The organism is Nitrosomonas mobilis (assembly GCF_900103035.1).
In the GTDB taxonomy this organism is placed as follows: domain Bacteria; phylum Pseudomonadota; class Gammaproteobacteria; order Burkholderiales; family Nitrosomonadaceae; genus Nitrosomonas; species Nitrosomonas mobilis.
Genome location: NZ_FMWO01000061.1, coordinates 18853 through 32294, shown reverse-complemented (window position 1 = coordinate 32294; position 13442 = coordinate 18853). Strand labels below are relative to the sequence as shown.

Below are 13442 nucleotides of genomic sequence, written 5' to 3'. Positions count from 1 at the left end.
AACGAGGATACACAGATGACTTCAAATCTTATCTTAACAATGTGCTTGATGAATTGAACCCCGTAGACTCGTTGTTTTAGCAGATGTCGTGAAAGCGATAACAGTCGTTTCAGCGGACCCCGAACACTCCGCAGCCTGCGGTCAGATCTGCTTACGGGTTCAGATTATCTGTAGGTCAATCCACCTTCACCAGTTTACGGGGAACTGGTTGAATTCTGATAGGATTGATCTTGTCAGAGGGGCTACTAATTTAGTAGCTCTCTTCTCTGATTTTTACTTCTGAGCGTTGCCTGAGTCCGGCAAGATAAGCACCTAATTCTTCCTGACTGCGAAGCTGTTGTAACTGGTTGACAAAGGCCTGATTTTTTTTGTCTCCCGGTTCTCCTGCAGATTCAATAATGCGGTTGATTCTGATCAGGTTATAACCGTCTTGTGGTGCTGTTTTTCCGATATAGACTGGAAATGCCTTGTTAGTCTCAACTTGACTAACAAGACGCAAGGTTTCCAGGTCGGTACCTTGTGCTTGAGTATAAGATATTTCAGTAGAACCTCCCCAATCCAGCTCGTCATCAGTTTTTCCTTCTTGAAGACGGGCGAGAATTTCGTGCCCTTTTTGCACGGTCATTTCTTGCGCCAACTGCTGTTTTAAGCGGGAAATTACCTGATCGCGTACTAATTCTATGGATTGCGGACTGGCAGGCCGGTGTGCAAGTACTCTAGCAGCAACCAAAGTGTCAGGTTGTACTTCAATTGCTCCGGTATTAGATTGGCTGTGGATAACATTATCTGAAAAAATCTCATCCAATATAGACTTGTGCGTGACAAGTGGTGGTTCGGTTGACTGGCGACTGATCCAATCGGTTTTCTGTATGGGCAGATTAAACATATCTGCCGCTACTTGTAATGTATCATTTTCTTCGAAAACGATATTACGGAAATCCTCGGCAAGTTCACCAAATTTTTCCGATGCTTTCTGGTGTTTGAGCAGTTCTTCAATATGGCCACTGACATCATCAAAATCCGCAACATCAGCTAGTTTGATTTCAGCAAGTTTAATAATGTGAAAACCGAACGGAGTTTCTACCGGGCCACGGATTTCGTCTGGCTGCATGGTAAACACTTCATCCTCAAATTCTTTTACCATTAAGCCCTTAGTAAAAAAGCCAAGATCTCCGCCCATCTTGGCGGATCCTGGGTCTTCGGATACTTCTGCTGCCAATTCTTCAAACCGCTCAGGATTTTGTTGTATTTCCAGCAGAATTTGCTCTACTCTTTTTCTAACCTCAGCTCTGGCTTCTTCGGTTATTTCTGCTGGAGCTGTCAGTAGAATGTGACTGGCGCGACGTTCTTCAGGACGACCAAATTCATCAGGGTGTTCATTAAAATATTTCTTGGCTTCTTCTGTGGTTATTTGTTCCTGTTTTGCCAGTTCATCAACCGATAGTACGATATACTCGGCCTGCACCTGCTCGGGTAACATGAAATCTCGATGGTGATTGTCATAGTAGGCAATTATTTCGGTCTCATCTGGATCGACTTGGTCAATAAATTGATTTGGGCGCAAGGTCAATTGGCTAATATCGTATTTGGTATCGCTTAGACGTATAAGCTTACTGGTTACTGTTTCCGGTATAATTACGCTCTTGGTAATTCCTTCCAGTAGTTGTTGTTGCTTTAATTCATTTGCCAATCTGGCTTCGAATAAGCTGGCAGACATCCCCTGTCGTTGCAGTAAATCCCGATAACGTTGCAAGGAAAATTTGCTGTTCTCCTGGAAGAAATCGATTGCCTGAATTTCTGCCGCCAGTTGTGTTTCCAGAACCGTTAAGCCAACATGGGTAGCTTCCTGTTGCGCTAGTTTCTGCTGAATCAAATTTTCCAGCACGCTTAATTTCATCTGTGGGCTATCCAGCAGTGTGCTATCAAAGTTACTTCCAAGTATATTCCGCAAATTTTCTTGCTGATTACGTAACGCTTGTTCGTAATCACGGCGACCGATTTCGTCGTCATTTACCTTGGCGACATAACCCGCATCGCTATCACTTCGGTATGACTGGACTCCCCAGAACATAAATGGCAGAACCGCAATGAACAAAACAATTTGAACAACAGTTTTCTTTTGATGAACGAAATCAAACACGGTGAAGATCCAGGAAATTAAGCAGAAACACAGTGTAAACCATGATACCCGTATGAATCGGCATCATGGTGAAATACCATGAAAGCATGTATGGGCAGCGATAAGCCATCGTAAATCGGGATTAATTCCGAAGTTATATAAATGATGGCGGAGTGGACGGGACTCGAACCCGCGACCCCCGGCGTGACAGGCCGGTATTCTAACCAACTGAACTACCACTCCTGGTCGTTCCTGCTGCTAAGCGTATTGTACTGCAGAAGCCTGCGATTTTAGCATAATTACAGTACATCGTACGGGTGGTGGGTGCTGACGGGATCGAACCGCCGACATTCGCCTTGTAAGGGCGACGCTCTACCAGCTGAGCTAAGCACCCTCGCTATTAGTTTTAATTCACTTTGCTTTGTGTTGCAAGGGTGGCTAGTTTACAGCATCTTTGAGCGCTTTACCAGCGGTGAATTTAGGTACTTTGGCTGCCTTTATCTTGATTTCAGCACCGGTTCGCGGGTTACGTCCGGTGCGCGCCGCACGTTTACCTACTTTGAATGTACCAAAGCCCACTAGAGTGACGCTGTCATCTTTACTAAGAGATTTCTTGATGGCGGCCAAGGCGCCGTTCAGTGCGTCGCCAGCCTGAACTTTAGTAATATTGGCTGATTGGGCAATAGCATCGATGAGTTCGGATTTATTCATAACATTCCCCTTTATCTTATTTCATGGTTTACTAAAATAAAAAACATATAAAACAATTATTCAAAAATATTGCAGATGCCCTTATATCAAGGCATTCCGATATCGTCAAGCGGTGATGCGAAAATATTTCTGGCTACTCATAGTTGTTATATTTGATTTTTAGGGTATTTTTTAGGGTTAAAATTAACCATATAGGTATGGGTATAGAATTGATTTTATTTTATTATTTTATTGGCATATTTCTGATTTGGGTTCTCTTTGCAGCATGGCCTGGATTGCGTCCTGTACTGGTGTTTTTTCATACAAGATGCGGTAAACCGTTTCGGTAACAGGCATATCGATACCATGCCTGCCTGCAAAAGTATGTGCTTCGCTTGCGGTGTATACACCTTCAGTAACATGCCCGATTTGAGACAAAATTTCCGGTAAGTGCAGCCCTGATGACAATAATATGCCAACTCTACGGTTTCTGGATAAATCACCCGTGCAGGTCAGTATCAGATCACCCACACCCGCCAGGCCCATGAAAGTTTCCTGGCATCCGCCAAGTGCCACACCTAACCGGGTTATCTCTGCCAGTCCACGTGTAATCAGTGCGGCACGAGCGTTATTACCAAATGCCATTCCATCTGCAATCCCGGCGGCAATCGCAATAACGTTCTTGAGTGCGCCGGCGATTTCCACGCCGATAACGTCGCTACTGGCATAAATGCGCAGATAGGTAGTGTGAATTTTACCTGCTATCATCGTGGCGAAATGTTGATCATGCGAGGCCAGCGTGAGTGCTGCTGGCAAACCTTGCGCTATTTCTTGAGCAAAGCTAGGTCCAGATAACACGCCATACAAAGCTGTGGGTGAGTAAACATCAGATACGATTTGATGGGGCAGTTTTGCGGAGATCGCTTCCAGACCCTTGCAGGCAAGTATTAACGGGAGAACGCAGTTTAACGCAGTTAGCTGTTTCAGAACATCTCGTAAACCGGAAACGGGAACCGTTATCAGAATCAGTTCAATTTGTTTTATTGCGCTATCCAGCTGTGTAGTAACCCGGATTGATTCTGGTAAATCATACCCAGGTAGATAGCGCTGATTCATGTGCCGCAGACTCATTTCGTCAAGATGAGTCTGACTACGCGTCCATAAAGTAATTTGATGGCGAGCTGCAAGATGAATGGACAGTGCTGTGCCCCATGCGCCGGCACCCAGAACCAAAATATTCATAAACCCCAGATTTGCGCGGTATTGACAAATCCGGTATCGCCATCAGGGTGCCTGACCTTTGCCCATTGCTCGGACACGGTTTCAAGTAATTCCAGGATTACGTCTTGTTGGGCCTGAAATACAATATCTGATGTAGTGTTGGCTGATAAATGGATGTTGGCAATAGTAGTGTTGACAATGACAAAGCGCTTGGTACTTAGATTGCGGCTCTCTATCCAGACAAGGCGTCCACGACTATCCCGAACCTTGGTCCATTCTGCTAATCTGGTTACCATTTCGACCGGAAAATTTTGGCTGGCAACGAATAACTTTTCCGCGTTGTGTGAGGGAGCATCGTAGAATATGGATGCTGGATTGATGATAGAGAGGAACAGCTTTGTATTTCTTTCCTCCGCCATTACTTTTCCAAAAGAGAGCAGCAGAATAATTCCGTAGAGAAAGAATGGGCAATACTTGTAGCTAATGCGCTGGTCACTCATTGATCAATGTTTGGTGGCACTATCTAGCGGAGATGAGTTATTCTGAGTAGCGGAATCAGCTTGTTCTTGCTGTTGTTTTTTTTGCTGATAAATTGCATCAAAGTTTACCGGATTAAGAATAACAGCAGGAAAACCTGCTCGGGTAACGATATCCGAGATGGTTTCCCTCAGGTAAGGAAACAGGATATTGGGACATAGGATACCCAATACCGGTTCAATATCGTCACCGGGAACATCTTTAATTCGAAAAATACCGGCTTGATGAGCCTCGACCAGAAACATCACGACATCTTTTTCCTTGAGACGGGCCGTTACAGTGGCGGTTAACACTACTTCGTGAATATCACCGTTGATGAGTGCATCTTTGGTATCCAGTTGCAGATTGATTTCCGGCGCTTCGCGTTCCAGGAAAATTTGAGGTGCGCTGGGTATTTCTAATGAAATATCTTTGGCATAAATCTTTTCAATTACGAAAACTGGTTGTTTTTGTTCAGTCATGCTTAATCCCGATAGTTGTATTAATTAAAATTGGCGCTTGGCGCTTGGCTCTAGCCTGCTAGCAGACCAGTGATTCCTCCTTTTTGATCCAGCAATGCCAGATCATCATAACCACCGACATGCGTTTGTCCAATATAGATTTGAGGCACGGTGCGACGTCCCGTTTTATGCATCATTTCAATCCGCTGTTCCGGGTGTAAATCCACACGAATTTTTTCGATCTCTACTACACCACGTGCGCGTAATAATTTCTCTGCCATGGTGCAGTATGGACAAAAGCCGGAAACGTACATGATAACCTTGGACATCTTTAAATAATTCCTGTAGAAGTAGTCAGTTATTTTGTTACTAGTGGAAGGTTTTCTCGTTTCCAGCCGTCAATGCCACCGCTAAGATTAAACACGCGCTCAAAGCCATTTTTATGCAAGATAGCGCCCGTTTGCGCAGCACGTAAATTTGGCGTAAAAATGATAATGATTGGTTTTTTTTTGTATTTTTCCAGCTCGTCCAAGCGTTCTTTCACAAGCGCCTGCGGGATATTCTTGGAATCAGGTAAGTGCCCACTGGCATAGTCGCTATCATCTCTGACGTCCAATACAAAAGCGTGCTCGTAATTAATCAACCGAACAGCCTGCTGTGCGTCGATTTCTTTTGCGCCATGGCGCATAATCAGCGGCCATAGCAACATTCCGCCACTCAACATGGCAGCGATCACAAAAAACATGTTATCGACTAAAAAGGTGGATTCCATTATTTAAGGCCCAGTCTCACAAAAAGCGCTATTCTAGCAAAGAATGCCCTCACTATTCGTTGTCCCTGAAAAAAACAATCTGTGAGAGCAAGCACTGTCACTCAAAAATAAACTACTAGTGCCTGTTGACATTTCACATGGGTAGCCACAGATATTCACAAGCCATGGCAACCATACTTTTGTAGTTTTTCTTCAGTTTGTCATATCGTGTTGCCACTGCACGGTACTGCTTTAATCGCACAAAAGCGTTTTCCACCAAATATAATATTTATATAAGCTTCCAATCCATGTCTGCATCACCTCTTAATAAATTGTGCTTTCCTGGTATTACAGGCATGGCCCTCTCTTCTCTGTTATCTGCTCCCGTATACAATCACTGTCATAGCCTTTGTCCGCTACCATCGCTTCCGCGTCAGATAACCTGGTAATCAATTCGAGTGCGGCAGAACAATCATTGACATCTCCAGCCGTGATCTCAGACTCGATTGGCAAGCCATAACTATCAATCGCCAGGTGAATCTTTGTGGTATTTACTGCACGGCTTTTCCCAATAGCCTGAGGCTTCTTGTCGACCGCTTCCACACTATGCTGATGCGCTTTAACGTAGCTGCCATCAATAAATTCCGATTCACAATCCGGATCAATGATCAGCGCTTTGAGAATTCATCTCACTTGCTACTCAAGGACCACGCGTTGAACTTTTTGTAGATTGAATTCTAACTTCCAAATATACCTCGCGCCAATCAAAATTTTATTTAGGATTGTTATATAGCAAACTGATTTATTTATAATAAACTCATATTAAATCATTCTTGCTTAATACAACAAGAACTCGGCGAGTTGGAATACGAGCATTGTTATACCAGCGACAAGCGGTATGCGGATCGAATCAAGGGCGTGTACTTGCTCGGCAGTGGCTGGCCAGTCGGCCGAGTAGCGCAGGCGCTGATGATAGATCGGGAAAGTGTGCGCAACCATCACAAGCGCTACCGCAAAGGTGGACTGATGGCCTTGCTGCGCAATGAGATGGGCGGCAACGCGCCTTTATCGAAGAGTACCGTCAACTTCAAGAAGCGAAACAGCCGGAAGACTACATTTACTTCATGGATGCCACACATCCTCACCACAATCCGATGGCGCCATTAATGCCCATCGACCATCAAACGGCTCCAACAGATTGAACTACAAAATCCAGAAGCCGCGCGGATTCATATCATCTGTGACAACGCCCGTTACTACCATGCCCAGTTAGTGAAGGGCTACCTGGCGAATTCCAGAATTGAACTGGTTTTTCTGCCGCCTTATGCACCGAACCTCAACTTGATCGGGCGGTTCTGGAAATTTTTCAAGAAAACCGTACTGTATGAGCGCTACTACGAAACCTTTTACCAATTCAAAACAGCGTGCAACAATTTCTTTGCCGGACTAGACCAGTACCACGCCTCGCTACGCTCGCTATTGACCGATTGCTTCCAAATCATCGGTCACGCTTGAGTGCCAAAAATTTGAAGTGCGATGGGTATAAATAACTGACTGTTCTGCAAGTTTATGCTGATGAATAGTCATAAATTAAATTTCTGGAAACGTCATTTACCTGCAGAATATACGCTCTGCAGGTTGACGTAGGCAGGCATAGGTTTATTTGGCCATCTGTTTTTCGCGGATTTCCTGCAGTGTTTTGCAATCAATGCAGAGTGAAGCGGTTGGCCTGGCTTCAAGTCGCTGCAAGCCAATTTCTACACCGCATTTTTCGCAGTAACCATATTCATTTGCATCAATGCTGGCAATTGTCTCATCTATTTTTTTGAGCAATTTACGTTCACGATCACGGTTCCGCAACTCCAGGGTCATATCAGACTCCTGGCTGGCCCGGTCATTTGGATCCGCGAAAATTGTTGCTTCTTCCTGCATGACATGTACAGCCCGATTCATTTCTTCGCTTAGCTCGTCACGTTGTTTTTCCAGAATTTGGCGAAAATACAGCAATTGTTCCGGGGACATGTACTCCTCACCTTTCTTGGGTTTGTACGATATCGCGACTTTTTTTGACAGTTCTAATTGTGTACCCATTTTTAAAGGCCTCAAAAACCTGTTTGGTCAGAATTCGGTATCTCCTGTGAGAATAGCTGATTCTGCCGAGGTTATATTATTAACATATGAAAAAATAAAAGGTAGAGATCTATACCAGAAAAGTGCGACGATATCAAGCGGAATTAACCATGCCAGATAAAGAATCTTTTATTGTGCAAACACGATTAGCTCAATCTCAGCGCGTAGTCGTTATTTGCTCACCCCACATGTCGTGCGTGTCTGTGTTTACAATTTGCACATCAACCTGATCCCCGGCTTTCAACAACTGCCCTTGTTCAATATAAACCAGTCCGTCAATCTCTGGGGCATCGGCGTAGCTTCTAGTAATCGCCATGCCATGCTCGTCAATTGAGTCCACCAATACCCGCAGCACTTTACCGATTCTGGCGGCCAGTCGTTGACGGCTGATTGTTTCCTGATGCTGCATGAACAATGCCAGTCGTTCCCGTTGTAATTCCGATGGAATATGATCGGGCAAGTGATTGGCCGTCGCACCTTCGACCGGTGAATACGTGAACGCACCGACTCGATCAAGCTGCGCATCTGTCAAAAAACCCAGCAGCTCATTGAACTCCGATTCGGTTTCGCCCGGAAAGCCGACTATGAAGGTGCTGCGAATTGCAATATCGGGGCAAATGCTGCGCCAAGCGCGTATGCGCGCCAGTATGTTTTCACTATTGGCTGGTCGTTTCATGAGTTTTAAAATTCGCTGACTGGCATGCTGAAAGGGAATGTCCAGGTAAGGCAGTAATTTTCCTTCCGCCATCAATGGAATCAACTCATCCACATGAGGATAGGGATAAACATAATGCAGGCGCACCCAGATTCCCAATTCCCCCAGAGCTTTCGCCAATTCAGTAATCCGTGTGCGTACCGGTCTTCCTTGCCAGAAACCGGTGCGATGCCCGATATCGACACCATAAGCGCTAGTATCCTGCGAGATGACCAGCAATTCCTTAACACCAGCCTCAACGAGGTTCCGCGCCTCTTGCAGTACATCACCGGCCGGACGACTGACCAGTGTTCCACGCATACTGGGAATGATGCAAAAGGTGCATTTATGATTGCATCCTTCCGAAATTTTCAAATAGGCATAATGCCCGGGCGTCAGTTTAATTCCCTGTGGTGGTACCAGATCCATATAAGGATCGTGCCGTTTGGGCAAATGCTTGTGTATTGCTTCCATCACGGCTTCAGTTGCTTGCGGCCCGGTCACCGCCAGCACGCTGGGATGCATTTGCCGTACGATATCTCCCTTTGCACCTAGACAGCCAGTGACAATCACCTTGCCATTTTCGGTCAATGCTTCGCCTATCGTTTCGAGGGACTCTGCGATAGCACTGTCAATAAAACCGCAGGTATTGACAATCACCAGATCGGAATCAGCATAGCTAGGCGAGATCAAATAGCCTTCAGCACGCAGGCAGGTCAAAATTCGTTCGGAATCAACCGTTGCTTTGGGACACCCGAGCGAGACAAAACCCACGCGTGGAATTTTTGATGTTAGGTGTGAAGGAGCGGGAGCAGCTGCCATTGAAATTCCTGTTAAAGATCGAGTTGGATCGTGATAAAGAGCGGTGATTTTATATCAGCAATAGCAGCAATAACCAATCGTTTTCTCATATAAACTCAACTTTAGGCATCCAGTCTGTATCTGTTGTGTACTGTGAAAACACTATTATCTTGCTCTCGCGGCATTGAAAGCCGTGACAGTAAGGCATCTATGCCGAGTCCGGATGGCTTCAAGGTCATACAGTGAAGTTGTGGGAATGTCCATTAGGTATACATGTCGACCCGGGGGGACAGCAAACACAAATGGTGTTAGATCAGCGTTTCAAGGTGATGACGTAAATGATCGGCAATAAATGTGCTGACGAAGTAATAACTGTGATCATAACCTGGGTGACGACGCAGTATCAATGGTTGATTCATTTTCTGGCAGGCGGTTTCAAAATAATCCGGGTGGAGCTGTTCGATCAAAAATGGATCATTCATGCCCTGATCAATTAGCGGGGTAGGCAAGCGGTGACCAGATTCAATCAATTCGGTGCTGTCGTGTTTCTTCCATAATTCGGTGGATTCTCCCAGGTAACGGCTGAAAGCCTTCTGCCCCCATAAGCAGTTGACTGGTGCGGCGATCGGTGCAAAGGCCGAGACTGAGCGATAGACCTGTGGATGGCGCATAGCCAGCGTGAGCGCGCCGTGCCCGCCCATCGAGTGACCAAAAATACCGATCCGTTCGGGATCAGCTGGAAACTTTTTGCTGATAATTTCCAGCAGTTCCTGGGTCAGGTAGCTTTCCATGCGGAAATGTCGTGACCAGGGTGCTTCGGTGGCATCGAGATAAAAACCAGCACCGCTTCCAATTTCCCAATCATCCGCTTCTCCGGCTATTCCGGTATGACGTGGACTGGTATCCGGACTGACCAGCAGCAGACCCAGTTCGGCGGCATAACGCTGTGCGCCAGCCTTGATCATAAAGGTTTCTTCCGTACAGGTTAGTCCGGCAAGAAAAAATAGTACCGGTCGCTTGGTATGCTGGGCTTGTGGGGGTTCATACACTGAAAAGCGCATCGGCAGATTGATGATCTGCGAGTGATGCTCATAGAAACTCTGAATCCCGCCAAAACAGACATGCTGATTCCTGACTTCCAGTTTGACAGCCATCAGTTTTCTCCGAAGTCAGTAAACAATGACAGCGCGGATTGATTTACCGGTTTTCATCAGAGAGAAACCTTCGTTGATATCTTCCAGTTTCAGTGTATGCGTAATCAGGGGGTCAATTTTGATTTTACCTTGCATGTACCAGTCCACAATCCTGGGGACATCCGAGCGCCCTCTGGCACCTCCAAAAGCCGAGCCTTCCCACTTTCTACCGGTCACCAGTTGGAACGGACGCGTATTGATTTCTGCGCCTGCTGCGGCGACACCGATGATGATGCTGCGTCCCCAGCCTTTGTGGGTACATTCCAGTGCCTGTCGCATGACGCCTGTATGACCAGTGCACTCGAAACTGTAATCGACCCCGCCACCAGTCATTTGTACGATAGCGTTAACGACATCATCCACCTCATTAGGGTTGAGAAAATCAGTCATGCCAAATTCCCGCGCCAGTGGCTCACGTTCAGGGTTGATGTCAATACCAATGATGCGGTCTGCGCCTACCATCCGCGCGCCCTGGATGACGTTCAGACCAATACCGCCCAATCCAAAAACTGCTATATTCGCGCCAGCCTCCACCTTGGCCGTGAAAACCACTGCGCCGATACCAGTAGTCACACCGCATCCGATATAACAAACCTTGTCAAACGGTGCATCGTTGCGAATTTTGGCAAGAGCGATTTCAGGAACGACAATAAAATTGGAAAATGTTGATGTCCCCATGTAATGCAGAATTGGTTTGCCATGCAGCGAAAAACGTGACGTGCTGTCCGGCATCAACCCTCGTCCCTGAGTGGTGCGTATCGCCTGGCACAGGTTGGTCTTGCGCGACAGGCAGAATTTGCATTCCCGGCACTCCGGCGTATACAGTGGAATGACATGGTCTCCTGGTTTGAGCGATTTGACATTGGCGCCTGTTTCAACCACGACCCCCGCACCTTCATGACCAAGAATGGCAGGAAATAACCCCTCGGGGTCCGCGCCAGACAAAGTGTAATAATCGGTGTGGCAAATACCGGTTGCCTTGATTTCAACCAGCACTTCGCCTGCTTGAGGTCCGGCGAGATCGACTTCTTCTATCGTCAGTGATTGGCCAGCTTGCCAGGCGACCGCGGCACGTGTTTTCATGGTGAATTATCCTTGGTCGTTAATTGCAGGCTGATACCATTCAAGGTGCAAATAAGGGTAATGGTAACAAAGATTCAAGTAAAATTTACTTATCCAACCATTTTTTCTTGAGAAACTGTATTGTCTGAACTCAATCTCCAGCTGTATCCATCCCGGCAGTTTTTCTGGATGATGGCTATGGCACATGGTTTTGCTGCGGCGGCGATTTTACCCACAATTCTGGATTATCCGGTGGCAATAACCCTTGTCACCATTCTGCTGTTGGTGAGTAGTCTTGCCCATACCTTATGGCGCCATGTCTGGTTGCAGTCGGCACAATCCGTGGTATCCCTGCGTTTGACGGGTAAAGATATCTGCGAGGTGCGCCTGTTATCGAATGATTACCTGAATTACATGATTGATGCCGGTACATTCGTTGCACCTTATTTGACGGTACTCAGTCTGAAAACCAATCGTTGCTTTCAGCGTCGGACAATTGTGATTCTGCCGGATAGTGTCGACCGGGAGTCTTTCAGGCAGCTGCGCGTATGGTTACGCTGGAAGTAATGCGTTATCCTGTCAGCCAGATTAAATATCAAGGATTGACTCAATCATGAAATTTGATGTTGTCGTAATCGGAGGTGGCTTGGTGGGAGCGAGTCTGCTAGCCGCGTTGAGGGATACCGGCCTGAAACTTGCCATTATCGAGGCGAAACCGCCGACGCTACTTCCTGGCGATGATAGCTGGGATAGCAGAATCTACGCCATCAGTCCTGGCAGTACGAAATTTCTGCAAAAAATCGGTGCTTGGCAGCAACTGTCATCCGAGCGTCTTACCCCGGTTTACAAAATGCTGGTTCATGGAGACGACCAGACTTCTAAGCTTGAATTCAGCGCTTATGAGAGTGGCGTGCCCGAGTTGGCTTTCATTGCCGAGAACCGCGAGCTCCAGTATGCCATCTGGGAGAAACTGACTGCAGCAGGCCAGCATGTGCACATTTTCTGCCCGGCGCAATGTACGGCGATTGAGTGGCATTATTCCCACGCAGATATCACGCTGACGGATGGCACTTGTCTGCAGGCTTCGCTGGTAGTGGGTGCGGATGGCGTCAATTCATGGGTGCGGGAGCAAGCGGGTATTCGTAGTGAACGGCAGCCCTATTTTCAAACGGGTGTCGTGGCCAATTTCGAGACGGAACAGTCCCACCATCACACGGCGTATCAATGGTTCCGGCGGGATGGCATTCTGGCGCTGTTACCTTTACCTGGTAAGCGGGTGTCGATGGTGTGGTCAGCCAATCAGCTCAAGGCGGAAACTCTGCTCAGATTGCCTGACCAAGCATTGGCCGAGCAAGTCGCGCTTGCATCGAATCATACACTGGGCAAGTTGTCGCTCATCACGAAAGCAGCAGGCTTTCCGTTAAATTTTGTACGGGTCAAGTCGTTGATCAAGCCTGGACTGGTATTGATCGGTGATGCCGCGCATGGCATTCATCCATTGGCAGGACAGGGCGTCAATCTGGGGCTGCGCGATGCGCGGGAGCTGGCTGTGCTGCTGGAGCAGTTTGCCGGGCTCGGTGATTGTGGCGAATATCGAGTCCTCCAGCACTACGCGCGTCACCGTGAACAGGATATTGCCGCAATGCAGTGGGTAACGGATGGTTTACAAAAGCTTTTTGACAGTGAACAGGCGACCCTCATCCGGTTGAGAAATCTGGGTTTTGAGTTGACTAACCGTTTACCATTATTGAAAAATACACTAATGCAACATGCGTTGAACTAATCGGTAACATTTCGCACTACT

15 protein-coding genes, 2 tRNA genes and 1 pseudogene are annotated in these 13442 nt (G+C 46.9%); 4 read left to right on the top strand and 14 right to left on the bottom strand.

All coding sequences use genetic code 11. The annotated features are described in order from the left end of the window. Positions 1 to 250 precede the first annotated feature (250 nt). The 10 genes and pseudogenes from NSMM_RS10815 to NSMM_RS16540 form a co-directional block, all read right to left on the bottom strand. Positions 251 to 2140: a SurA N-terminal domain-containing protein gene (locus NSMM_RS10815; protein WP_090287368.1), complete on the bottom strand. Its 1890-nt coding sequence runs from the start codon at positions 2138 to 2140 to the stop codon at positions 251 to 253. Between the two features lie 145 nt (positions 2141 to 2285). After that, a tRNA-Asp gene (locus NSMM_RS10810) sits at positions 2286 to 2362 on the bottom strand. Between the two features lie 75 nt (positions 2363 to 2437). After that, positions 2438 to 2513: transfer RNA gene (locus tag NSMM_RS10805), tRNA-Val, on the bottom strand. Positions 2514 to 2557: 44 nt separating this feature from the next. Further along, positions 2558 to 2830, bottom strand: a complete 273-nt coding sequence (locus NSMM_RS10800; RefSeq protein WP_090287366.1) for an HU family DNA-binding protein — start codon at positions 2828 to 2830, stop codon at positions 2558 to 2560. A gap of 228 nt (positions 2831 to 3058) precedes the next feature. Then, entirely contained in the window at positions 3059 to 4051 is a 993-nt protein-coding gene (locus NSMM_RS10795; RefSeq protein WP_090287364.1) for an NAD(P)H-dependent glycerol-3-phosphate dehydrogenase, read from the bottom strand. After that, entirely contained in the window at positions 4048 to 4530 is a 483-nt protein-coding gene (locus NSMM_RS10790) for an SH3 domain-containing protein (protein ID WP_090287362.1), read from the bottom strand. Before NSMM_RS10790 ends, NSMM_RS10795 begins: the two co-directional genes overlap by 4 nt. A gap of 3 nt (positions 4531 to 4533) precedes the next feature. Next, entirely contained in the window at positions 4534 to 5028 is a 495-nt protein-coding gene (gene secB, locus NSMM_RS10785; protein WP_090287360.1) for a protein-export chaperone SecB, read from the bottom strand. 50 nt (positions 5029 to 5078) lie between these two features. Further along, positions 5079 to 5336, bottom strand: a complete 258-nt coding sequence (gene grxC, locus NSMM_RS10780) for a glutaredoxin 3 (RefSeq protein WP_090287358.1) — start codon at positions 5334 to 5336, stop codon at positions 5079 to 5081. A gap of 29 nt (positions 5337 to 5365) precedes the next feature. Beyond that, complete coding sequence (locus NSMM_RS10775; protein WP_090287356.1) at positions 5366 to 5779, bottom strand: rhodanese-like domain-containing protein; 414 nt, start codon at positions 5777 to 5779, stop codon at positions 5366 to 5368. A gap of 133 nt (positions 5780 to 5912) precedes the next feature. Beyond that, positions 5913 to 6495, bottom strand: a pseudogene (locus NSMM_RS16540) (IS5 family transposase); the annotation flags it as partial. Positions 6496 to 6619: 124 nt separating this feature from the next. On the opposite strand from NSMM_RS16540, the gene NSMM_RS16150 reads away from it, so the two are divergent. Continuing rightward, entirely contained in the window at positions 6620 to 6925 is a 306-nt protein-coding gene (locus NSMM_RS16150; RefSeq protein ID WP_090287350.1) for a helix-turn-helix domain-containing protein, read from the top strand. Between the two features lie 12 nt (positions 6926 to 6937). Further along, the gene (locus tag NSMM_RS16145) at positions 6938 to 7273 is read left to right on the top strand and encodes a transposase (protein WP_090287348.1); all 336 of its coding nucleotides are present in this window, start codon (positions 6938 to 6940) and stop codon (positions 7271 to 7273) included. 144 nt (positions 7274 to 7417) lie between these two features. Here NSMM_RS16145 and dksA read toward each other — a convergent pair whose 3' ends face one another. The 4 genes from dksA to NSMM_RS10735 form a co-directional block, all read right to left on the bottom strand. Continuing rightward, complete coding sequence (gene dksA / locus NSMM_RS10750) at positions 7418 to 7849, bottom strand: RNA polymerase-binding protein DksA (protein ID WP_090287347.1); 432 nt, start codon at positions 7847 to 7849, stop codon at positions 7418 to 7420. Positions 7850 to 8045: 196 nt separating this feature from the next. Further along, a complete protein-coding gene (gene rimO, locus NSMM_RS10745) occupies positions 8046 to 9404 on the bottom strand; it encodes a 30S ribosomal protein S12 methylthiotransferase RimO (protein WP_090287346.1) in 1359 nt (452 codons plus the stop codon). A 287-nt stretch (positions 9405 to 9691) separates the two neighbouring features. Next, positions 9692 to 10537 carry an S-formylglutathione hydrolase gene (fghA, locus tag NSMM_RS10740; protein WP_090287344.1) on the bottom strand — a complete coding sequence of 282 codons (846 nt, stop codon included), beginning with the start codon at positions 10535 to 10537 and terminating at the stop codon, positions 9692 to 9694. Positions 10538 to 10552: 15 nt separating this feature from the next. Next, entirely contained in the window at positions 10553 to 11659 is a 1107-nt protein-coding gene (locus NSMM_RS10735; protein WP_090287342.1) for an S-(hydroxymethyl)glutathione dehydrogenase/class III alcohol dehydrogenase, read from the bottom strand. A gap of 120 nt (positions 11660 to 11779) precedes the next feature. Here NSMM_RS10735 and NSMM_RS10730 point away from each other — a divergent pair, with 120 nt between their 5' ends. Further along, positions 11780 to 12205 carry a protein YgfX gene (locus tag NSMM_RS10730; protein WP_090287340.1) on the top strand — a complete coding sequence of 142 codons (426 nt, stop codon included), beginning with the start codon at positions 11780 to 11782 and terminating at the stop codon, positions 12203 to 12205. Positions 12206 to 12251: 46 nt separating this feature from the next. Beyond that, positions 12252 to 13421 (top strand): UbiH/UbiF family hydroxylase, encoded by a 1170-nt coding sequence (locus NSMM_RS10725; RefSeq protein WP_090287338.1) that lies wholly within the window; start codon positions 12252 to 12254, stop codon positions 13419 to 13421. The last annotated feature ends 21 nt before the right edge of the window (positions 13422 to 13442 follow it).

Excerpts from the sequence above, each read along its gene's own strand:
- secB (WP_090287360.1), bottom strand. The coding sequence starts at position 5,028 with ATGACTGAACAAAAACAACCAGTTTTCGTAATTGAAAAGATTTATGCC.
- NSMM_RS10790 (WP_090287362.1), bottom strand. The coding sequence starts at position 4,530 with ATGAGTGACCAGCGCATTAGCTACAAGTATTGCCCATTCTTTCTCTAC.
- NSMM_RS10735 (WP_090287342.1), bottom strand. The coding sequence starts at position 11,659 with ATGAAAACACGTGCCGCGGTCGCCTGGCAAGCTGGCCAATCACTGACG.
- NSMM_RS10725 (WP_090287338.1), top strand. The coding sequence starts at position 12,252 with ATGAAATTTGATGTTGTCGTAATCGGAGGTGGCTTGGTGGGAGCGAGT.
- NSMM_RS10800 (WP_090287366.1), bottom strand. The coding sequence starts at position 2,830 with ATGAATAAATCCGAACTCATCGATGCTATTGCCCAATCAGCCAATATT.
- NSMM_RS10795 (WP_090287364.1), bottom strand. The coding sequence starts at position 4,051 with ATGAATATTTTGGTTCTGGGTGCCGGCGCATGGGGCACAGCACTGTCC.
- grxC (WP_090287358.1), bottom strand. The coding sequence starts at position 5,336 with ATGTCCAAGGTTATCATGTACGTTTCCGGCTTTTGTCCATACTGCACC.
- NSMM_RS10775 (WP_090287356.1), bottom strand. The coding sequence starts at position 5,779 with ATGGAATCCACCTTTTTAGTCGATAACATGTTTTTTGTGATCGCTGCC.
- rimO (WP_090287346.1), bottom strand. The coding sequence starts at position 9,404 with ATGGCAGCTGCTCCCGCTCCTTCACACCTAACATCAAAAATTCCACGC.
- dksA (WP_090287347.1), bottom strand. The coding sequence starts at position 7,849 with ATGGGTACACAATTAGAACTGTCAAAAAAAGTCGCGATATCGTACAAA.
- fghA (WP_090287344.1), bottom strand. The coding sequence starts at position 10,537 with ATGGCTGTCAAACTGGAAGTCAGGAATCAGCATGTCTGTTTTGGCGGG.